Raw genomic sequence first — 20,983 nt, forward strand, 5'->3', positions numbered from 1 at the left:
TGGTATCAACAAACTTGGCACACTATTGAGTTCTCAAACAACAGACACACCCGGCACCACCACAACCTCAGCCGTGGATCGCTCCGGAGCAACTTTACTAACTTACCGGGCCGCTTCACCCTTGTCAATTCGGCGCCCTGACTCCGTCTTACCGTGAGGCATCTGGGTCTTGGTGGCCGTTCAACTCCGGGGAGCAGCGCGGAAATAAACTCTACCACCACTTTGCCCGGCTGACAAAGGCGGCCCCAGATGGCATCCCCCAGGGCATCAAAAAGCCCGGAATCACGGGGATTCCGGGCTCTTCGACGATGCTCCACCGGACCGTTGCAGGGGCGCCGGCCGGTGTCAGGCCACAGGTTTGAAGTACGCGGCCCCCAGCGGGGGCAGCGTAACGATGAGAGTGGCCGGCTGGCCGTCGATCGCGAGGTCGGGGGCCGTGAGGGTTCCCTCGTTCAAGACACCGGAACCGCCATACACGTCGGCATCGGTGTTCAGCACTTCCTGCCACTCCCCCGCCGAAGGGACGCCCAGGTGGAATTCCGTGTGCGGGGCGCCCGAGAAGTTGAAGGCGCACACCAGCGGGTTGCCCGCGGCGTCCCGGCGGATGAAGGTCAGGACGTTGCGGTTGGTGTCACCGCCGTTGATCCACTGGAAGCCTGCGGGGTCGTTGTCCTGTTCGTAGAGCGCCGGGGTGGAGCTGTACAGCTCATTGAGGTCCTTGGTGAGGAGCTGCATCCCGCGGTGCGCCGGAATTTCCGCCAGCCACCAGTCCAGGCCGTGCTGCTCGGACCACTCGGCTTCCTGGCCGAATTCGGTGCCCATGAAGATCAGCTGCTTGCCCGGGTGGGCCCACTGGTAGCCCAGGAAGGCGCGCAGGTTCGCCAGCTGCTGCCAGCGGTCCCCCGGCATCTTGCGCAGCATCGAACCCTTGCCGTGCACCACCTCGTCATGGCTGATCGGCAGCAGGAAGTTCTCCGTGTAGGCATAGACCATGGAGAAGGTGATGGTCCCGTGGTGCCACCGGCGGTTGAACGGGTCCTCGGAAAAGTACTTGAGCGAGTCGTGCATCCAGCCCATGTTCCACTTGATCCCGAAGCCCAGGCCGCCCTGGCTCGTGGGAGCGGTGACACCCGGGAACGCCGTGGATTCCTCGGCGATCATCACCGCACCGGGGTGCGTCTTGTAGACCGTGGCGTTGACTTCCTGCAGGAAGGAGATGGCCTCGAGGTTCTCCCGGCCGCCGAAGCGGTTCGGAGACCATTGCCCTTCCTCGCGGGAGTAGTCGAGATAGAGCATCGAGGCGACGGCGTCCACGCGCAGGCCGTCGATGTGGAATTCGTCGAGCCAGTACAGCGCGTTCGCGACCAGGAAGTTGCGTACTTCGGTGCGGCCGAAGTCGAAAATGAGCGTTCCCCAGTCCGGGTGTTCGCCAAGGTTCGGGTCGGCGTGCTCGTACAGGGCTTCGCCGTCGAACCGGGCCAGTGCCCACTCATCCTTGGGGAAGTGCGCCGGCACCCAGTCCAGCAGCACGCCGATGCCGGCCTGGTGGAGTTCATCCACAAGGTACCGGAATTCGTCGGGGTGGCCGAAGCGCGACGTCGGGGCGAAGTAGGACGTGACCTGGTAGCCCCAGGATCCGCCGAACGGGTGCTCCGCCACCGGCATGAACTCCACGTGGGTGAAGCCGAGCCACTTGACGTATTCGACCAGTTCCTTCGCCAGCTCCCGGTAGCTGAGCCCGACCCGCCAGGAGCCGAGGTGCACCTCGTAGACGCTCATCGGCGAGTTGTGCGGATCGCGTGTGGCGCGGGCTTCCATCCACTCCGCGTCCTTGAACGCGTAGGAGGGCTCCACAACGCGCGATGCCGTCAGCGGCGGAACCTCCGTGCCAAATGCCAGCGGATCCGCCTTCTCCACCCAGTAACCGTGTTTGGTCCGGATCTCGAATTTGTAGCACGCCCCTGCTAGAACGCCGGGGAGAAAGACTTCCCAGATCCCGGAGGAGCCGAGGGACCGCATCGAGTGCTGGCGGCCGTCCCAGCCGTTGAAATCACCCTTGACGCGGACTGCCTGCGCGTTCGGCGCCCACACGGCGAAGGACACGCCGTCGACGTCGCCCAGGGCGGACTTGTAGTGCTGGACGTGCGCGCCCAGCACATCCCACAGCCGCTCGTGGCGGCCTTCGCCGATGAGGTGCAGGTCGAGTTCGCCAATGGTGGGCAGGTACCGGTACGGGTCGTCGGCGGGCTGCGGCGCCTGGCCCTCGTACGTGACTTCCAGCCGGTAGTCGGGCACATGGCCCGTCTCCAGCGGCTCCAGCACGGCGACCCACACCCCGCCGGACTCGTGCGCCATCGGGAAAGTGCCGGTTGCGGTCACCACGGAGACGGCTTCGGCGAGGTGCTTGACCGTGCGGATGGTGACGTGGCCGTGGTCATCCAGGTGCGCGCCCAGGACGGAGTGCGGCGCATGGTGTTCGCCGGCGGCGACCCTCGCCAGGGTGTCCGCATCCACGGGCAGTGGACTTCCGGGACGATCGATACGTGCTGAACCTGTCATTTTGATACCTTCCGCTGCGGCTTCGGCGGGAACGCCGGAGCCTGTACTGCCGAGGAGACGACGTGATGCGTGGACCGGAATTGAGAGCCAGTCGGGCCTGTTCCGTAGTTCGTAGATGACTTCGTAAAGGGCTTTGTCGAGCCAGAGCGCGACGAAGAGCGGGGAATCGCGGTCGATGCTGCCGGGAATGACGTCGGCGTACCCGGCCAGGAAGGCCTCGGCGCAGTCGTCCACCCAGGTCCCCGGGACGTCCGCGTCCGGGTACTCGCGGACGGCGGCTCCGGCGGCGTAGTCAAAGGACCGCAGCATTCCGACGACGTCGCGCAGCGGGACGTCCGGAAAATTGCGTTCCGAGATCGGCCGGAGCGGTTCCCCCTCGAAATCGAGGATGGCCCAGCGCGGCGCCTTCCCGGCGCCGCCCGGCACCTGCAGGATCTGGCCCAGGTGGAGGTCACCGTGGATCCGTTGCAGGGGCCCGGCACCGCTTCCTTCGAGGCGTTCCAGGAGACCGTCCAGCGCCTCACCGTAAGGCCCGACGGCGGTCCCGGCCTGGGCCCAGGACTGCCGCACCCGCTGGGCCACGCCGGGCGCGATCTCGCCACCCGGGACGGACTCGGAGGCGACGCCGAGTGCCTGGGCCAGGCGGCGGTGCACCATGGCAGTCGCGGCGCCCAGGGCGTGGGCTTCGGCGGTGAAATCCCGGCCCTCGCTCGCCGCGTTGACGGCCAGACGCCAGGCATCCAGGCCGCCGGCGAGGAACTCGTGGGCCACGGCCAGTTCGCCGCGCGCGGTGCGGGCGTCCTGCGTGCCGGCGGGTCCCTCTGCCCACTCCCCGGTCACCCAGCCGAGGGTGGCCGGCACTTCGGCGGTGCGGCCTGCGGTCAGGGCGGCGCCGATTTCCACCTCCGGGTTCTGGCCCTCAGAGAGCACACGGAAGAACTTCAGGATCGCGGCCGACCCGCCGTCGTCGACGATCACGGAACTGTTGGACTGTTCCCCGGAAAGGACCTTGACGACGCCGGTGGCGCGGGGCAGGAGGTAGCCGGACTCCACCAGGTGGCCGGTGGCGTTCCCGGACGGGGTGGTGCCGCCGTGGCGCATGAGTTCCAGCCACGCCGCGATGAATTCCGGGTCGTGCACGCCGTCGTAAATCCACAGGGCGCCGGGAGCGGCGGCGTCGTCGGCCGCAGCACCGGCGGGGACGGCGTCGAAAAGCTGCCCGATCAGCGCCGGCTCCGCCCCCGGCAGGGGCGCGCGGCGGATGCTGAGCGGGACCTGCACGACGTCGGTGCGGGAGCCGTCCGGGGTCGGGTAGCTCACGGCCAGCAGCAGCACCTCGAGTTCGGCGCTGGCTGCAGTGCCGCCGGGACCGGCGGCAAGGCGCAGTCCCCCGGCGGGCTCGAAGCTGAACGCGGCGCTCTTGACGGGGAACCAGCGCTGGCGCGGCAGCCAGCCGCCGAGCAGTCCGCTCAGGGCCGGGGAAAGGGTGGGTCGGGTCATGTCAGCCTTCGATGGAAAGGATCGGCATGGCCTGGGTGTAGGGCGATGACGGGTTGGAGGCAGCCGAACGGATCCGCAGCCAGAAGAAGTCGTGGCTGCCCAGGGTCAGGGTCAGGGTTCCGTCGTCGGAGATCCCCGGGAACGCCTGGCCGCCGAACACGTCCCGGAGGCCGCGTCCCGCGAACCTCGGCACCCGCAGGGTGGTGGCCACCGGATGCTGGGACAGGTTGAAGGCGCACAGGATGGTCTCGCCGTCCTCGCCGGCCGCGTTGCCTTCCGGCAGTTCGCGGAGGTAGGCCAGGACGACGTCGTGGTCCGCCTCGACGTGCTCGAAGGCGCCCAGCCCGAAGGCGGGGTGGTTCTTCCGGACGCTGAGGATCTGGCGCGTCCAGCGCAGCAGCGAACCCGAGTGGGCCGCCTCGGCCTCGACATTGGCCATGCTGTAGTTGTAGACCAGCGACTGGATCACCGGAAGGTACAGCTTGCCGGGGTCCGCGTTGGAGAACCCGGCGTTGCGGTCCGGGTTCCACTGCATCGGGGTGCGGACGGCATCGCGGTCCTCGAGCCAGATGTTGTCCCCCATGCCGATCTCGTCCCCGTAGTACAGGAACGGGCTCCCGGGCAGGGACAGCAGCAGGGCGTTGATGAGCTCGATTTCCGAGCGGGAATTGTCAAGCAGCGGCGCCAGCCGGCGGCGGATCCCGATGTTGGCGCGCATGCGCGGGTCCGGCGCATACCAGCCGAGCATGGCCGCGCGCTCGTCGGCGGTGACCATTTCCAGGGTCAGTTCATCGTGGTTCCGCAGGAAGGTGCCCCACTGGGCGCCTTCGGGGATGTTCGGGGTGTCCTTCATCGTCTCGATGATGGGCGCGGCCTTTTGGTCCCGCAGCGCGTAGTACAGCCGCGGCATGATCGGGAAGTGGAACGCCATGTGGCATTCCGGTTCCGCTTCAGTGCCGAAGTACTCCACCACTTCGGCCGGCGGCTGGTTGGCCTCGGCGATGATCACGCGGCCCGGGTAGCTTTCGTCGACCATCTTGCGCAGCTTGCGCAGGAACTCGTGGGTCTGCGGGAGGTTCTCGCAGTTGGTGCCCTCTTCCTCGAAGAGGTACGGGATGGCGTCCGCGCGGAAGCCGTCAATGCCCTGGTCCAGCCAGAAGCGCACGACGTCGAAGAGCGCGTCGATGACCTTGGGGTTCTCGAAGTTGAGGTCCGGCTGGTGGCTGAAGAAGCGGTGCCAGAAGAACTGGCGCCGGATCGGGTCGAACGTCCAGTTGGATTCCTCGGTGTCCACGAAGATGATGCGGGCGTCTTCGTACTTCTCGTCGGTGTCGCTCCAGACGTAGAAGTCGCCGAACGGCCCGTCGGGATCCTTGCGGGATTCCTGGAACCAGGGGTGCTGGTCGGAGGTGTGGTTCAGCGGAAGGTCAATGATCACGCGGACGCCGCGGGCGTGGGCTTCCGCGACGAGGCGCTTGAAATCGCTGATGGTGCCGAATTCGTCGAGCACGGAGTTGTAGTCCGAGATGTCGTAGCCGCCATCACGGAGCGGGGACTGGAAGAAGGGCGGAAGCCACAGGCAGTCGACGCCGAGCCACTGGAGGTAGTCCAGCTTCTCGATCAGCCCGTGGAAGTCGCCGGACCCGTCCCCGTTTCCGTCAGCAAAGCCCCGGACCAGGACTTCGTAGAAGACCGCTTTGCGGTACCAGTGCGGGTCATGCTGGAGGCCGGGCGCGTTCAGTTCAAAAGTCCCCTTCGGGCTGAAGTGCTGGTTGGGGTTCGTCGGGCTGAAACTCACTCGTGCTACCTCCGGATGCTAAGAATGTGTGCGGGTTCGACATGGGCGTCCAATCGAACGTAGTTGTACTCCCCCCATTCCCAGCTCTCGCCGGTCAACAGATCATCCACCATGAACCGGCCATTGTGCGTGAGGTTGTCCGCGTCCAGCTCCAGCGCCGCCAGGTCCAGCGTCACCGTGCTCTCCCGGATGCCGTGCGGATCCACGTTGACGACGATGATCAGGGTGTCCTTGGTGCCGTCGGGCAGGGTCTTGTGCTTCGAGAACACGACGGTGGCGTTGTCCGTGCTCTCGTGCACCGTCAGGTTCTGCAGGTCCCCCAGGGCAGGGTGGGCGCGCCGGATCGCGTTAAGCCGGCTGAGGTAGGGGGCCAGCGTCCGGCCGGACTCGGCCGCCGCGTCCCAGTCACGGGCCTTGTATTCGAACTTCTCGTTGTCGATGTACTCCTCGGCGCCGGGCCGGGCCACATGCTCGTAGAGTTCGAAACCGGCGTAGACGCCCCAGATAGGACTCGCGGTGGCAGCCAGCGCCGCCCGGATCTTGAACGCGGGCGGACCGCCGTACTGCAGGAATTCGGTCAGGATGTCCGGGGTGTTGACGAAGAAGTTCGGCCGGAAGTAGGCCGGTGATTCGTGGCTGACCTCCTGGAAGTATTCCTCCAGCTCCTTCTTGGTGTTCCGCCAGGTGAAGTACGTGTAGGACTGCTGGAAGCCCGCACGGCCCAGCGCGTGCATCATGGCCGGGCGGGTAAAGGCCTCGGCGAGGAAGACGACGTCGGGGTGCTTCTTGTTGACTTTGGCGATCAGCCACTCCCAGAACCACACCGGCTTGGTGTGCGGGTTGTCGACGCGGAAGACCTTGACGCCGTGGCTGACCCAGAGGAAGACAATGCGCAGGATCTCATTGGAGAGGCCCGCGGGATCGTTGTCGAAGTTGAGCGGGAAGATGTCCTGGTACTTCTTCGGCGGGTTCTCCGCGTAGGCGATGCTGCCGTCCACGCGGGTAGTGAACCACTCGGGGTGGCTTTCGACCCACGGGTGGTCCGGGGCCGCCTGCAGGGCAAGGTCCAGGGCCACTTCCAGCCCCAGTTCCCCGGCCCGTGCCACGAAGGCATCGAAGTCCTCAAAGGTGCCCAGGTCCGGGTGGATGGCGTCGTGGCCGCCCTCCTTGGCCCCGATGGCCCACGGGGAGCCGGGATCGTGCGGTCCGGCGAGCAGGGTGTTGTTCGGGCCCTTGCGGTGCTGGATGCCGATCGGGTGGATCGGCGGCATGTAGATGATGTCGAAGCCCATGGCCGCGACGGCGTCGAGGCGCCGGGCGGCGGTGCGGAAGGTGCCGGAGGTCCACTCGCCGGTTTCGTGGTTGCGGACGGCGCCCTCGGACCGGGGGAAGAACTCATACCAGGCGCCGCGGCCGGCGAGCTCGCGCTCCACCAGCAGGGGGTAAGTCTCGGAGACGGTGACCTGCTCGCGGATCGGCTGGCGTGCGATGACGTCGGCGATCTCCGGGCTGAATCCGGCGGCGAGCCGTTCCTCGGCGGTTTTGTTGGTGTCGTTGAGCCCGACGACGGCCATCCGCAGGGTCCGCCGGTCTGCGGACGGGCGGGCGGAATCCTCGGACGCGACGGCGAGGAGGGCGGCGCCCTCAGCGAGCATCAGTTCGACGTCGATTCCCGCTTCCACCTTCACCTCGGCGTTGTGGTGCCACGTGCCGTAGCTGTCATGCCAGGCCTCGATGACAAAGGACCAGTTGCCGGTGCCGGACGGGGTCAGGAGCCCTTCCCAGCGGTCGGTGCCCTGGCCGCGCGGGCCGCGGGGCGGGGCGAGGCGGACGCGCTGGCGTTCCTTCCCGCGGGGGTCGAGCAGGACGGCGCTGACGCCGAGCCGGTCGTGGCCCTCACGGAAGGCGGTGGCGCCCACCACCAGGGTTTCGCCCACAACGGCCTTGGCAGGGAATTTTCCGCCCTCGACTGCCGGCTGCACGGCGGTGATCGGAAAACGGCCAAAGCGTAGGCCCTCCGTAATCAGGGCCTTCGGCTTTTGCTTGGACACGGCACTGGTTCGCGAGTTAGTCGTCACAGCCTCGACGTTATCGACAAAACGGCCAGATTGCTAAGGCAGCTCACTTTTTTCCGGGGTTTTCCGGGAGGCGGACCGTCATTTATGCAAAAGAAACTTAAACCAGTTCCGAGCCTCCAACTTGTCGGTTAGTGTTTCGCAGGTGAAGGCAATCCGCAGATTTACCGTCCGAACCGTTCTTCCCGAGTCGATCCGGCCGCTGGCCCGGCTGGCCACCAACCTCCGGTGGTCCTGGCACCGGCCCACGCGGGAGCTTTTCGAGGGCCTGAACCCGAAGATCTGGGCCGAGAGTGACCACGATCCCGTGAGCTTCCTCGGACTGGTCAGCCGGGAGGAGCTGCAGCGCCTTGCCGCGGACCTGGATGTGGTGCGCCGGGTCCACGCGGCTGCCGAGGACCTGGACCGGTACCTCGAACAGCCCCGGTGGTACCAGAGCCTCGGCGACGGCGCCCCGGCGTGCATCGCCTACTTCTCCCCCGAGTTCGGCATCACCGAGGTGCTGCCGCAGTACTCCGGCGGCCTCGGCATCCTTGCCGGCGACCACCTGAAGGCGGCCTCGGACCTGGGCGTGCCGCTGATCGGCGTCGGCCTGTTGTACCAGGCGGGCTATTTCAAGCAGTCCCTGTCGCGCGACGCGTGGCAGCAGGAAACCTATCCGGTCCTGGACCCCGACGGGCTGCCGCTGACCCTGCTGCGCGAGGCCTCCGCTGACGGCAACGGCAAGCCCCTCCAGATCTCGCTGCCGCTCCCCCACGGCCGCCGGCTGCTGGCGCACGTGTGGCGCGCCGACGTCGGGCGTGTTCCGCTGCTGCTGCTGGACTCCAACGTTCCGGGCAACGACGAGGCCGCCCGCGGCATCACCGACCGCCTGTACGGCGGCGGCGGCGACCACCGGCTGCAGCAGGAGCTCCTGCTGGGCATGGGCGGGGTCAAGGCCCTGCGCGCCTTCCAGAGGCTCACCGGCAGCCCCGCCCCGGAAGTGTTCCACACCAACGAGGGCCATGCCGGGTTCCTGGGCGTGGAGCGGATCCAGGAAATGATGTCCGCCGCGGAACCGCTGAGCTGGGACGAGGCCCTGGCCGCCGGCCGCGCCTCCACCGTGTTCACCACCCACACCCCGGTTCCGGCCGGCATAGACCGCTTCGAGGTCTCGCAGATCCAGCACTTCTTCGACGCCGGGCTGGCCCCGGACGTGCCGGTGGCGAAGATCCTGAACCTGGGCCGCGAGGACTACACGGACGGCAACCCGTTCGTGTTCAACATGGCGGTGATGGGCCTGCGCCTGGCCCAGCGTGCCAACGGCGTGGCGAAGCTGCACGGCGTCGTGTCCCGCGGCATGTTCTCTGCGCTGTGGCCGGGATTCGACCACTCCGAGGTGCCGATTACCTCGGTCACCAACGGGGTGCACGTGCCCACCTGGGTGGACCCGCGCGTGTCCGCACTGGCGCGTGACCAGTTCGGCGCCGAGGCGGAGGCACAGGGCCGCTGGGACCTCGCCTACAACGTCAGTGACGAGGACGTCTGGGCCCTCCGCCGCGAGATGCGGGTGTCCCTCGTGGAGGACGTCCGGCGGCGCCTGCGGGCCGCCTGGAAGAAGCGCGGGGCGGCCGACGCCGAGCTCGCGTGGACGGATTCGGTGCTGGATCCGGACATCCTGACCATCGGCTTCGCCCGGCGCGTGCCGACTTACAAGCGGCTCACCCTGATGCTGCGCGAGCCGGAGCGGCTCAAGGCCCTGCTGCTGCACAAGACGCACCCCATTCAGCTGGTCATCGCGGGCAAATCGCACCCGGCCGATGACGCGGGCAAGAAGATGATCCAGGACCTCGTCCGGTTCACCGACGACCCGGCGGTGCGGCACCGGATCGCGTTCCTGCCCAACTACGACATCGCCATGGCCCGGACCCTGTTCCCGGGGTGCGATGTGTGGCTGAACAACCCGCTGCGTCCGCTTGAGGCGTGCGGCACCTCCGGCATGAAGGCCGCCCTGAACGGCTCGCTCAACCTCTCGGTACTGGACGGCTGGTGGGACGAGATGTACGACGGCGAGAACGGCTGGGCGATTCCGACCGCCAACAACGACGCGGCCCCCGAGGAACGCGACGACATCGAGGCGGCGGCCCTGTACGAGCTGCTCGAGACCCAGGTGGCCCCCCGCTTCTACGGGCTCACGGTGTCCGACGGCGCCGGCGCTGCCGGCCCGTCGCAGTCCGGGCCGCAGGCGGTCCCCACGCATTGGGTCTCGATGATCAAGCACACCATGTCCCACCTGGGGCCGGCCGTCTCCGCGGAGCGCATGCTCAAGGACTACGTCAACGTCCTGTACCGGCCGGCCGCCGTCGCCGGCCGCCGGGCCGGAGCGGACAACTTCGCCGAGGCCAAGGCTCTGGCGACCTGGATTTCCCGGGTCCGGGCGGCCTGGCCGCAGATCCAGGTGGAGCATGTGGACTCGGTGGGCGTCTCGGAGGACCCGCAGATCGGCGACATCCTCCAGGTCAACGCCTACGTGGCGCTGCACGACCTCACCCCGGATGATGTTTCCGTCGAGGTCGCCTACGGCAAGGCGGAGGACAGCGACGAGCTGGCCGACGTCACGATGGCGGAACTGAAGGCGGTGGAAGACCTCGGCCGGGGCCGGCACCTTTTCAGCGGAACCCTGGTGATCGACCGGTCCGGTTCCTTCGGCTACACGGTCCGGGTGCTCCCGAAGCACGAGGCCCTCGCCTCCAAGGCGGAACTGGGCCTGATCGTCAACGCGTAGGGGGCGTAGTTCCGCAAACCGGCCACCCTCCGCGTGCTCGCTCGTTCCTCGCTTAGACGCACGCTTCCGGGTAACCGGTTCGCGGAACGGCCCTCCGCGTGCTCGCTAGAGGCAGACGGCGATGACGGCCAGGTTGCTGCCGGCGTAGCGTTCGGCGTCCTGCAGGATTTCGCAGATGACGCCAAACGAACGGTCCGAGCGGAAGGCGGCCGGGACCTCCCAGATGAAGGTGATCGGGGACTGTCCGTCGTCGGCGACGGCGTCGGCGAAGTCATGCAGGGAATCGTTGAGGGCGTCCAGGTTCACGCCGTAGTCGGCCGGGAAGTCCAGGGTCTCCGCGAATGTCTCGAGGACCGTCCGTTTGGTGTCGGCGGCGGGAATCAGCACGGCACGCCGTCCGGCGTCCGCCGCCAGGGCCTGCAGTTCCTCGATGGTCCAGGTGTCTGCGGAGTAAATCTTCATGGGTTCCTTACTTGCCTTCGATGATGAATCTGAACGAGTTGTAGTGGTCCGGTGTGTAGTATTTTTCGCCGGCCTGTCCGGCCACGATCCGGCGGGCTCCGCGGTCGGACTCATCGGGGGTCCTGACCGTGTATTCCTTGTAATAGCCGGATGGTTTCCGCGGAAGGATGCGCTCGAAATTGCCGAAGGTGGCGCCGTCCCTGCTATAGGGGTACGGGCCTCCCCTGGCGATGAGCGCAAGGGCCTGGCGCGCTTCGGCGGGAAGCTCCGAGGCCTTCACCTCCGGCAGCCCGGACGGCTTGGCGGGTGCAGGCGTCGCTTCCGACGGGGCGGCGTTAGTCTGGACGGCGCTGGCCGTGCCGGCGTCGGACGGGGCAGTTCCGGTCAGCGGAACCCCTGCCAGCACGAACGCCAGCACCGCCAGCCCCAGCAGCAGGGCAAGCAGGGCCGTCAGCCGCTGGACCTTCATTCGTTGTTCCCTTATGCCTGAATCGAGGGCGGGGCTACGTGCGGTAGATGTTGATGGAGTTGGCCTGCACGACGTCCCGCTCCCCCGAAGCGACCCGGACGCCCTGGCGCCGGTCGTGGAGCCCGGAGGTGGTCAGGCGCAGCTCGAAGAGCCGGTTGCCGGTCCCGTCCTCATTACTGAGCAGCGGGAGTGTGACCTTGACATCCTTGGCGCCGCCGTTGACCACCACGAGGCCGTCCACGTGGCCGTCGTCGGACCCGAGCAGCAACTGCACCACCCGGTGCCCCGGATCCTGCCAGCGCTCCCCGGCCATCGGCTCGCCGCGCTCGTCGAACCAGTGGAAGTACGACTGTTTTTCGCGGGTCGGGTAGTCATGCGGCTGCCCGGCCAGGAATTCCTTGCGAAGCCGGATCACCCGTTTGGTGGTGCGCAGCATCGAGTGGGATTCGGGGGTGCTGGTCCAGTCGATCCAGGCGAGGGGATTGTCCTGGCAGTAGGCGTTGTTGTTGCCCTGCTGGGTGCGGGCGATTTCGTCGCCGGCGGTGATCATGGGCACGCCCTGGGAAATCATCAGCGAAGCCATCAGGTTGCGGCTGGACTGCGCACGCCGGGCAAGGATGTCCTCGTCCTCCGTGGGGCCCTCGAAGCCGTGGTTGTAGCTGCGGTTGTCCCCGTGGCCGTCACGGTTCTGTTCACCGTTGGCCTCGTTGTGTTTGCGGTCGTAGGACACGAGGTCGGCGAGGGTGAAGCCGTCATGGGCGGTGACGAGGTTGACCGAGGCGAGCCGGGAGCGGCCGGACGGCTCAAACAGGCTCGCGGAGCCGGAGAGCGCGTCCGCGAGCCGGGCCACCGAGCCGCCCTGCCCGCCGGCGTCGATCGCGGCGCGGTCGGCGAGCCAGAAGCTGCGGACGGCGTCGCGGAAGTGGTCGTTCCAGTCCACCCAGCCGGGCGGGAAACGGCCGGTCTGCCAGCCGCCGTAGCCGATGTCCCACGGCTCGGCGATGAGCTTGGTGGCGGACAGCACCGGGTCGGCCCCGATCGCCACCAGGAAGGGGTGCCGGGGGTCGAACTCGTTGGCGGCGTTGCGGGCCAGCGTCACGGCAAGGTCAAAGCGGAAGCCGTCGATGTGGAACTCGGTCACCCAGTAACGCAGCGAATCCAGCACCAGCTGCACCACGCGGGGCTCGCCGAAGTTCAGGGAGTTGCCGCAGCCGGTGGTGTCCACGTACCTGCCGTGGCCGTCATTGCGGTAGTAGGTCATCTCCCCCAGGCCGCGGAAGCTGAGGGTCCGGCCGTCCCGGCCGCCCTCGGCCGTGTGGTTGTAGACGACGTCGAGGATGACCTCCAGGCCGGCCGCGTGCAGCAGCTTGACCATGCCCTTGAACTCGTCCTGGACGGCCTGCGCGCCCGCGGCCTGCGCGGCCCGGGTGGCGTAGCCGGGGTGCGGGGCGAAGAACGCGGCCGTGTTGTAGCCCCAGTAGTTCGTCATGCCGAGATTCTGCAGGTGCGGTTCGTCCACGTGGAAGTGCACCGGAAGGAGCTGGACGGCGGTGATTCCCAGTGCGATCAGGTGCTCGATCATGGCCGGGTGCGCCAGCCCTGCGTAGGTGCCCTGCAGTTCCTCGGGGATGTCGGGGTGCAGTTTGGTCTGGCCGCGGACGTGCGCCTCGTAGATGATGGTGTTGCGCCACGGCGTCCTGGGGCCGCGGTCGTTGCCCCAGTCGAAGTTGCTGTCCATCCGGACGTTCGTGATGAAATCCTCACGTTCGTCCACGGCCCGGCCGTAGGGGTCCAGCAGCAGCGGCTGCTCGCCGCTGCTGTCGAAATCCGTCGAGGGCATGGACAACGGGAGCGCCTCATGATCCGGTGTGGCCCGGAAGCCGTAGCGCGAGCCGGCCGGGATGCCTTCGACGATGCCGTGGTGCACGCCGTCGGTCACGTTCGGCAGTGTCTTGAGTTGCCAGGTGCCGCCGGGCGCCTGGTAGGCGATCTCCAGGGTCGCGACACCGGGCGCGTAGACAGCCACATTCGCGAAGGCACTCCGAGGATCGTCCGTGGCCGGCGAACCCGTGCTCGGAACGCTGATTCCCAGCGGAAACGCCCGTGAGGCGTCTACGGTGGAAGCTGTGTCTACGTAGGGCATAACCATTGCTTAAAGTTTAGCGGGGCCAAACAAATGGACCCGGTTTCTGATTTCCTGACGAAGTGCAGTGTACGGAAGGCGGCGTTGCATACTGGAACAAGCGCCGAAATTGGAGGTAATAGTGCGGATTGCACTCGCTCAAATCATTACCGGACGCGATCTTGACGGAAATCTGGCCCTCGTGGAGGACTACGCTGCCCGCGCGAAAGCCGGCGGAGCGGAACTCGTGATCTTCCCCGAGGCCACGATGCGCGCCTTCGGGAACTCGCTGCTGGACATCGCCGAGCCGCTGGACGGCCCGTGGGCATCGCGCGTGCGCGGCATCGCGGCGGAACACGGCATCGTGATCGTCGCCGGGATGTTCACCCCGGGGACAGCGGACGACGGCGCCAAGGTGCGCAACACCCTCCTGGTCACCGGCCCCGGGGTCGAGGCCAGCTACGACAAGATCCACCTCTTCGACGCCTTCGGCTTCGCGGAATCGGACACCGTCGACGCCGGCACCGAGCCCGTCACCTTCGAGTTCGACGGCGTGACGTTCGGCCTGGCGACCTGCTACGACATCCGGTTCCCGGACCTCTTCACCGAGAATGCCGACCGCGGGGCCGACGTGAACATTGTGTGCGCCTCCTGGGGATCCGGCCCCGGCAAGGCCGACCAATGGAAGCTCCTGGCCCGCGCCCGCGCCCTGGATTCCACCACCCTGGTCCTAGCCTGCGGCCAGGGCGACCCGGCCAGCCAGGGAATCGAGCCCAAAGGTGCGGCGCCCACCGGCGTCGGGCACTCCGTCGCCGTCTCCCCCCTGGGTGAGGTCCTCGAAGAGCTCGACGGCGCCCCCGGCCTGCTGTTCGCAGACCTGGACCCCGCCGTCGTCAAGGAAGCCCGGACCAAACTCCCGGTCCTCGCCAACCGCCACAAGTTCTAATTCTGTTCCGCGCCGTGGTCACCGTCCGCGGACACCGACGCCCGCTCGATATTGGGTCACCAACCGCTGGACTACTGCAGCAAAGAGAACGCTCCCTCAGCTTTCGCGGTTTAACCGGAAACGCTCCCTCACGAGACGTGAGAGAGCGTTTCCGGACTTTTCGCCAAAGGTGCGGGAGCGTCAGAGCCGTTGCCGGAGTTTTGCTAAGGAGCGCATCGCCGACCAGAGACGCTGGAGGCCGCCTGCGGCCGGAAGCGTCGGCGGGAGGTGTCTAAGCGACGGCAAAACTCCGGTGACGGCGGTACCCAACCACAACTCCGGCGACAGCGGAACCGCCGCAACCAGCGAACGTTACTTGACGGCGCGCTGGCGGGAGATCTCGTAGAGGGAGATGCCCACGGCCATGGAGGCGTTGAGCGACTCCATCGCGGAGTCGATCGGGATGGAGACGATCTGGTCGCAGTTTTCCCGGACCAGGCGGCTGAGGCCCTTGCCTTCAGAGCCCACGACGATGCAGACCGGCTCGGTGGCCAGAGCAAGGTCGGGCAGCGAAACGTCGCCGTCGCCGTCGAGCCCCAGAACATAGATGCCCATGTTCTTGAACGCCTTCAGCGTGTTGTTCAGGTTGGCCGCACGTGCCACGGGGACGCGGACGGCGGCACCCGCGCTGGTCTTCCAGGCCGAGGCGGTGACGCCGACGCTGCGGCGTTCCGGAACGATGACGCCGTGGCCGCTGAAGGCCGAGACCGAGCGGATGATCGCGCCAAGGTTGCGCGGATCGGTGATGCCGTCGAGCGCGACGAAGAGCGGCGCGTTGGCGACGTGGCCCTTCTTCCAGCTCGCGAGGGTCTCCTCGGCCAGCTCGTAGGCGTCCTGGTATTCGTACGGCGGGATCTGCAGCACGAGGCCCTGGTGGATGGCGTCGTCGGTCATCCGGTCCAGCTCGGGCTTGCCGGTTTCGAGCAGCGGGATGCCGCGCTCGGCCGCCAGCTTGAGGGACTCCTTGACGCGGTCATCCATCTCGATGCGGATGGCGACGTGCAGGGCCTTGGCGGGGATGCCGGCGCGCAGGGCCTCAACGACGGAGTTGCGCCCGGTGACGACTTCCTCGGTGGCGCGGCCCTTGGGGCCCGAACGGGCGCCGGGGTTGCGCGGGGCTCCCGGGCGCTTGGCCGCGGCGCGTTCCGCGAGCTGCTTGTTCTTGTGGGCCTTGTGGTACGGGCGGTCCTCCGCCTTGGGCGTCGGCCCCTTGCCCTCAAGAGCCTTGCGGCCGTGACCGCCGGTTCCGACGGAGGGGCCCTTCTTCAGTTTGACCGACCGGCGACCGTTATTGGCCATGAGTTCCACCCTTTTAAATACGCGATTCGTTGACAAGTCTGAACTCCAGTCTACTGACTCGAGTTAAATCCTCGACCGCAGGGTATGGCCGGGCCCCGGCACAGCGCCGGGAACCTGGGCGGATCAGCCGCGCTTGAGGCTCCAGTTTGCGCCGTCCGGGCCGTCCTCGACGACGACGCCGGCGGCGGCGAGGGTGTCGCGGATGGCGTCCGAGGCGGCCCAGTCCTTGCTGGCGCGCGCCCGGGCCCGGGCCGCAAGCTGCGCTTCGACGAGGACGCCCAGGGCGGTGGTGCTCTGTTCGTCCGCTGCGGGCGCCGCGGCGGCGTTGAGACCAAGGACACGGAGCATGCCGGTGACGCTGAGCAGTGCCTGCCGGGCGGCGTCGAGCTCCCCGATGGTGAGTGCGGTGTTGCCGGCGCGGACGGTTTCGTGGAGCACCGCCAGGGCCTGGGGGACGTTCAGGTCATCGTCCATCGCTGCGGCGAACGCGTCGGGCACCGTCCCGTGGCTGCCGTAGAGGAAGTCCCCGTCCGCCGAAGCCAGGGTCCGGGCCGCGCGGCTGACGAAGCCGTCGATTCGTTCCACCGCGGCGGCGGCCTCCTGAAGCGAGGACGGCTGGTAGTCCAGCACCGAGCGGTACTGGGCCTGGCCGAGGTAGTAGCGGACCACCCGCGGCGGGGCCAGCTCCAGCATCTCGGCGGGGCTGACGGTGTTGCCGATGGATTTGGACATCTTCTCGCCGGCGTAGGTCACCATGCCGTTGTGCATCCAGAAGTTGGCGAAGCCGTGGCCGGCGGCCTGGGACTGGGCCATCTCGTTCTCATGGTGCGGGAACCGGAGGTCCAGTCCGCCGCCGTGGATGTCGAATTCGGTGCCGAGGTACTTGGTGACCATCGCGGAGCATTCGAGGTGCCAGCCCGGACGGCCGGTGCCCCACGGCGAGGCCCAGCCCGCCGTCGTCGGCTCCCCCTCCTTGTGGCCCTTCCACAGCGCGAAGTCGCGGGGGTCCCGTTTCCCCCGGGGGTCGGCATCGGGGGCCCCCTGCATGTCATCGATCTTCTGCCGGGTCAGCGAGCCGTATTTGTCCCAGGAGCGCACGTCGAAGTACACATCGCCGGAATCATCAAGGGCAGGGTACGCGTGGCCGCGGTCGATCAGCTGCTGGATCAGGGCGTGCATTTCCGGGATGTGGCCGGTGGCGCGCGGCTCATAGGTAGGGCGGGAGACGCCCAGGGTGTCGTAGGCCTTGAGGAATTCCTGCTCGTAGCGGTAGGCCAGCGCCCACCATTCCTCCTCGCGGACAGAGCCCGGCTCTCCCTCAAAGTCAGGGGCGAAGGAATCCGCCGACTTGGCCAGGATCTTGTCGTCGATGTCGGTGACGTTGCGGACCGCGGTGACACGGAATCCGCGGTACTGCAACCAGCGGGTGAGCTGGTCGAAGGCGATGGCGGAGCGGATGTGTCCGACGTGCGGCATGCCCTGCACCGTGGCACCGCAGTAGTAGAGGCTCACTTTGCCCGGAACCAGGGGGACGAAGTCGCGGACTTCGGCGGATGCAGTGTCATAGAAGCGCAGGGTCACCGCTCCAGATTAGCCGATGGGGATCCGGCCCCGGCGTGGGGACCGCTGCGGGCGCCTACTTGCAGTACTCGCCGATCTTGTTCATCTGTTCGGCGAGCTGCTTGGTCTGTTCGTCATTCTTGGCGCCCAGGGAGGAGCCGGAGACGTCTTCCATGACGTCGGCCATCTTCTGGATGGGGGCCGCCACCTCGGGAGCCATCTTGTCCGCGACCTCCTGGTAGTGCTTGGCGATCTGCTCGGCCTGCTGCTGCTGGTTGCCGGTGGGCACGAAGGTGTCCTGGTTAAGGAACGCGCAGCTCTCCGGGACGCTCATCTTCGGCGTCGCGGCGCACCCGGCCAGCAGGAGTCCGGCCAGCACGACGACGGCGGGCAGCAGCTTTTTCACGGGGAGTCTCCTGGTGTTGCGGGATGGGGTCTGCGTTAAAGCCTAGGCGACGGACTCCGGGGACGCCGAGCCGGTGCGGTAGACCAGGGCCGTCGCCGTGGCCGAAATGCCTTCGCCGCGGCCGGTGAAGCCCAGGCCGTCGCTGGTGGTGGCCGAGACGCTGACCGGGGCGCCCGCGGCCTCGGTGAGGACCCGCTGGGACTCCTCGCGGCGGGGGCCGAACTTGGGCCTGTTGGCCACGAACTGCACGGCGATGTTCCCGATCTCGAAGCCCGCGGCGCGGACGATCCGTGCGGCCTCGGCCAGGAGTGTCACACCGGACGCCCCGGCATACTCCGGGCGGTCGGTGCCGAAGTGCGTGCCGAGGTCCCCGACGCCGGCGGCGGAGAACAGGGCATCGGCGGCCGCATGCGCGACGGGGTCGCCGTCGGAGTGGCCGGACAGCCCGCGCTCCCCGTCCCAGAACAGGCCGCCGAGCCAGAGCGGCTGGGGCGCGCCCTCGGGGGCGTAGGCGTGGACGTCGATGCCGATTCCGGTCCGCGGGATGACGGGCGGCGGGGCACTCGGATTGTTGGACATGCTCAGCCTTCCACCCAGCGGGCGCCCAGCGGGCCTTCGAGGAGACCCTCGGCAATGATCAGGTCCAGCGGCGTGGTGATTTTCAGCGACTGGCTGGCGCCGCGCACGGCGTGGACCGGGACACCGAGGAGTTCCACCAGCATGGCGTCGTCGGTGACGGCAGCGGCCTGCCCCGCGTCGAGGGAGGCCGCCGCCTCGTGGGCGCGCTGGAGGGTGGCAAGCGCGAAGCCCTGCGGGGTCTGCACCGCCCGGAGGGTCTCCCGGGCCGCGGTCCCGGTGACGAGCTCCGGGGCGATGGCGGCGCCGTCGCCCGTGGTCGGTTCCACCGTCTTGACCGTGTCCACGACAGGCATGACCGGGATGACGGCCACTGCACCGGCCGCCAGGGCGTTCGACACCCGGTGGAAGACAGCCTCCGGAGCCAGGGCGCGGGCGGCGTCGTGGACCAGGACGGACTCGGTGGCCGGAAGGAGCGCCGCCAGCGCGGCGCGGACCGACTCGGCGCGGGTGGCGCCGCCGTCGACAACCGTCACGACCGGGAGCTGCACGCCCGCGCCCGCGGCGGAGGTGCGCCGGCGCTCCGCTTCGAGCTCCCGGGTGAAGGCTTCACAAAGAGCGTGGAGTTCCGGATCGCCGGGAGGAATGGCGACGCAGATCTGCTGCGCGATGCCGGCCGCGGCGACACCCCGGAGGGCGTGGGTGAGGATGCTGTCCCCGCCGAGCGGAACCTTGGCTTTTGGCATGCCGTAGCCCAGGCGCTGGCCGGAGCCGGCAGCCACGACGATGACCGCGGTGACGGGGCCGGCCGGTGACGTGTTGGTCGGTGCAGAGTCCATGCGCACAAGACTACGTCCCGGCACCCCGCGCCTCCCACTGAGCTATCAGTTCTGGTGCTTCCGGGGCGCTGTTAAGGACCAGAACTGGCAGCGCAACGCCAAAAAGGGCAAGAAGAAACCCCGGCAGCCGTTACGCTACCGGGGTTCGATTCTTGTCTGTTCGACTTGCTTAGGAAGCCAGGACCTCGTCGAGAACGCTTGCGGCCTTCTCTTCATCAGTCTTTTCAGCCAGCGCCAGTTCTGAAATCAGAATCTGGCGTGCCTTGGCCAGCATGCGCTTCTCCCCTGCGGAGAGACCCCGGTCGTGATCGCGGCGCCACAGGTCGCGGACGACCTCTGCCACCTTGATGACGTCACCGGAAGCAAGCTTCTCCAGGTTTGCCTTGTATCGACGTGACCAGTTGGTGGGTTCTTCAGTGAACTCGGCCCGCAGCACTTCAAACACGTGCTCCAGACCTTCTTTGCCCACTACGTCCCGGACCCCAACAAGGTCAACGTTTTCTGCTGGAACTTCAATGGTCAGATCACCCTGAGCCACCTTGAGCTTGAGATACATCTTCTCTTCGCCCTTGACAGTGCGCATCTTGATTTCTTCAATTTTGGCTGCACCGTGGTGAGGGTAAACTACTGTCTCGCCGACCTCAAAAACCATGTGGACATTCCCCTTTCCCGCAGACCAGTTTATCACGTTTAAGGCATACGACTGCCATGGAACGCCCCCAAGAACCGCGTGAATACGGGGAAAATGGCCCTAAACGGCCCCGTTAGACCCTTGACGAAAGCGGATATTAGTGCATTGCCCCGCCCCTGCCAAGGTGCCAGCCTTTCCCCGCACGCGCCCTCCCCGGCCCCGGAGCCGACGGGATTGTGTACGGCCCGAATCCTCGTTTCGCGGGGATTGCCGATAGGCTATGGCTGAATACTGTTCCAAGACTCTCAAGGAGTGCGTGACGTGGGTTTCACTGCGATGAACCGGGGCCAGCGCGGCAAGCTGGCAATGGCAACGGCTGCTCTGGGCATCGGCCTGCTGTCCGTTACAGGCTGCGGCTACATCAACCCCCAGGCGACCGGCGCGCAGTACGCGGCCTCGGACGGAACGCAGGCCAACGTTGGCGCGCTGCAGCTGCGCAACATGATGATCATCTCCGCCGGTGAGGACAAGCCCGGCCGTGTGGTCGGCGCCGTGTACAACACGTCCTCCGAGGACGTGAAGCTGGTCATCGCCGGAGCCGGCGGTTCCCAGACCGAGGTCCCGGTCAAGCAGAACTCCTACACGCTGCTCAATGACTCCACCGACGAGGCCATCCTGAGCACCACCGGCGGAGCGCCGGGCTCCCTCGTCGAGGTCACCATCAGCGAGGACGGCACCAACCAGAAGACCACGTTCAAGGTCCCGGTGCTGGACGCAACGATCTCCGACTACAAGCAGTACCTGCCGGCAGGCAGCGAGCCCACAGGCTCGGCTACGCCGACCCCGTCGCCGACGAGCAGCGCGAACCACTAGCTTCCACTCGGAAAGGAGGGGCGCCCGGTCACCGGGCGCCCCTCCTTCTTTGTCTGCTCTGTGCG

At 67.4% G+C, this 20,983-nt stretch carries 15 protein-coding genes; 3 read left to right on the forward strand and 12 right to left on the reverse strand.

Translation table 11 applies throughout. The annotated features are described in order from the left end of the window. Window positions 1-345: 345 nt before the first annotated feature. The 3 genes from ABIC21_RS11790 to ABIC21_RS11800 are packed head-to-tail and all read right to left on the reverse strand — an operon-like array spanning window position 346 to window position 7,935. Window positions 346-4,059, reverse strand: a complete 3,714-nt coding sequence (locus ABIC21_RS11790) for a 1,4-alpha-glucan branching enzyme (protein WP_354350593.1) — start codon at window positions 4,057-4,059, stop codon at window positions 346-348. Between the two features lies 1 nt (window position 4,060). Then, window positions 4,061-5,857, reverse strand: coding sequence for a maltose alpha-D-glucosyltransferase (treS, locus tag ABIC21_RS11795; protein WP_354350594.1), 1,797 nt, complete (start codon window positions 5,855-5,857; stop codon window positions 4,061-4,063). A gap of 5 nt (window positions 5,858-5,862) precedes the next feature. Next, window positions 5,863-7,935, reverse strand: coding sequence for an alpha-1,4-glucan--maltose-1-phosphate maltosyltransferase (locus ABIC21_RS11800; protein ID WP_354350595.1), 2,073 nt, complete (start codon window positions 7,933-7,935; stop codon window positions 5,863-5,865). Window positions 7,936-8,077: 142 nt separating this feature from the next. Between ABIC21_RS11800 and glgP the strand changes: the two genes are divergently transcribed. After that, window positions 8,078-10,696: an alpha-glucan family phosphorylase gene (gene glgP / locus ABIC21_RS11805; RefSeq protein WP_354350596.1), complete on the forward strand. Its 2,619-nt coding sequence runs from the start codon at window positions 8,078-8,080 to the stop codon at window positions 10,694-10,696. A 105-nt stretch (window positions 10,697-10,801) separates the two neighbouring features. Here the strand turns inward: glgP and ABIC21_RS11810 are convergent, their stop codons facing one another. The 3 genes from ABIC21_RS11810 to glgX are packed head-to-tail and all read right to left on the reverse strand — an operon-like array spanning window position 10,802 to window position 13,776. Further along, a complete protein-coding gene (locus ABIC21_RS11810) occupies window positions 10,802-11,158 on the reverse strand; it encodes a barstar family protein (RefSeq protein WP_354350597.1) in 357 nt (118 codons plus the stop codon). A gap of 7 nt (window positions 11,159-11,165) precedes the next feature. Continuing rightward, a complete protein-coding gene (locus ABIC21_RS11815) occupies window positions 11,166-11,627 on the reverse strand; it encodes a guanyl-specific ribonuclease (RefSeq protein WP_354350598.1) in 462 nt (153 codons plus the stop codon). 34 nt (window positions 11,628-11,661) lie between these two features. After that, window positions 11,662-13,776, reverse strand: a complete 2,115-nt coding sequence (glgX, locus tag ABIC21_RS11820) for a glycogen debranching protein GlgX (protein ID WP_354350599.1) — start codon at window positions 13,774-13,776, stop codon at window positions 11,662-11,664. A 115-nt stretch (window positions 13,777-13,891) separates the two neighbouring features. Here glgX and ABIC21_RS11825 point away from each other — a divergent pair, with 115 nt between their 5' ends. Continuing rightward, the gene (locus ABIC21_RS11825) at window positions 13,892-14,695 is read left to right on the forward strand and encodes a carbon-nitrogen hydrolase family protein (RefSeq protein ID WP_354350600.1); all 804 of its coding nucleotides are present in this window, start codon (window positions 13,892-13,894) and stop codon (window positions 14,693-14,695) included. A gap of 351 nt (window positions 14,696-15,046) precedes the next feature. On the opposite strand, the gene rlmB is transcribed toward ABIC21_RS11825, so the two are convergent. The 6 genes from rlmB to ABIC21_RS11855 all read right to left on the reverse strand — a co-directional run bounded on the left by rlmB (window position 15,047) and on the right by ABIC21_RS11855 (window position 20,066). Then, a complete protein-coding gene (rlmB, locus tag ABIC21_RS11830; protein WP_354350601.1) occupies window positions 15,047-16,033 on the reverse strand; it encodes a 23S rRNA (guanosine(2251)-2'-O)-methyltransferase RlmB in 987 nt (328 codons plus the stop codon). A gap of 123 nt (window positions 16,034-16,156) precedes the next feature. Further along, on the reverse strand, window positions 16,157-17,614 hold the full coding sequence (cysS, locus tag ABIC21_RS11835; RefSeq protein WP_354350602.1) for a cysteine--tRNA ligase: 1,458 nt from the start codon (window positions 17,612-17,614) through the stop codon (window positions 16,157-16,159). Window positions 17,615-17,669: 55 nt separating this feature from the next. Beyond that, a complete protein-coding gene (locus tag ABIC21_RS11840; protein WP_354350603.1) occupies window positions 17,670-17,999 on the reverse strand; it encodes a hypothetical protein in 330 nt (109 codons plus the stop codon). Window positions 18,000-18,041: 42 nt separating this feature from the next. Further along, window positions 18,042-18,578, reverse strand: a complete 537-nt coding sequence (gene ispF, locus ABIC21_RS11845) for a 2-C-methyl-D-erythritol 2,4-cyclodiphosphate synthase (protein WP_354350604.1) — start codon at window positions 18,576-18,578, stop codon at window positions 18,042-18,044. Window positions 18,579-18,580: 2 nt separating this feature from the next. After that, window positions 18,581-19,414 carry an IspD/TarI family cytidylyltransferase gene (locus ABIC21_RS11850; protein WP_354350605.1) on the reverse strand — a complete coding sequence of 278 codons (834 nt, stop codon included), beginning with the start codon at window positions 19,412-19,414 and terminating at the stop codon, window positions 18,581-18,583. Between the two features lie 169 nt (window positions 19,415-19,583). Continuing rightward, the gene (locus ABIC21_RS11855) at window positions 19,584-20,066 is read right to left on the reverse strand and encodes a CarD family transcriptional regulator (protein WP_024367191.1); all 483 of its coding nucleotides are present in this window, start codon (window positions 20,064-20,066) and stop codon (window positions 19,584-19,586) included. Between the two features lie 315 nt (window positions 20,067-20,381). Between ABIC21_RS11855 and ABIC21_RS11860 the strand changes: the two genes are divergently transcribed. Continuing rightward, window positions 20,382-20,918: a hypothetical protein gene (locus ABIC21_RS11860; protein ID WP_354350752.1), complete on the forward strand. Its 537-nt coding sequence runs from the start codon at window positions 20,382-20,384 to the stop codon at window positions 20,916-20,918. Window positions 20,919-20,983: the final 65 nt, after the last annotated feature.

The organism is Pseudarthrobacter sp. PvP090 (assembly GCF_040547365.1).
GTDB lineage: Bacteria > Actinomycetota > Actinomycetes > Actinomycetales > Micrococcaceae > Arthrobacter.

What these genes read in the sequence shown, in the direction of transcription:
- ABIC21_RS11790 (WP_354350593.1), bottom strand. Translation starts at nt 4,059, where the DNA reads ATGACCCGACCCACCCTTTCCCCGGCCCTGAGCGGACTGCTCGGCGGC.
- ABIC21_RS11810 (WP_354350597.1), bottom strand. Translation starts at nt 11,158, where the DNA reads ATGAAGATTTACTCCGCAGACACCTGGACCATCGAGGAACTGCAGGCC.
- ABIC21_RS11815 (WP_354350598.1), bottom strand. Translation starts at nt 11,627, where the DNA reads ATGAAGGTCCAGCGGCTGACGGCCCTGCTTGCCCTGCTGCTGGGGCTG.
- glgX (WP_354350599.1), bottom strand. Translation starts at nt 13,776, where the DNA reads ATGGTTATGCCCTACGTAGACACAGCTTCCACCGTAGACGCCTCACGG.
- rlmB (WP_354350601.1), bottom strand. Translation starts at nt 16,033, where the DNA reads ATGGCCAATAACGGTCGCCGGTCGGTCAAACTGAAGAAGGGCCCCTCC.
- ispF (WP_354350604.1), bottom strand. Translation starts at nt 18,578, where the DNA reads ATGTCCAACAATCCGAGTGCCCCGCCGCCCGTCATCCCGCGGACCGGA.
- ABIC21_RS11850 (WP_354350605.1), bottom strand. Translation starts at nt 19,414, where the DNA reads ATGGACTCTGCACCGACCAACACGTCACCGGCCGGCCCCGTCACCGCG.
- ABIC21_RS11855 (WP_024367191.1), bottom strand. Translation starts at nt 20,066, where the DNA reads ATGGTTTTTGAGGTCGGCGAGACAGTAGTTTACCCTCACCACGGTGCA.
- ABIC21_RS11860 (WP_354350752.1), top strand. Translation starts at nt 20,382, where the DNA reads ATGAACCGGGGCCAGCGCGGCAAGCTGGCAATGGCAACGGCTGCTCTG.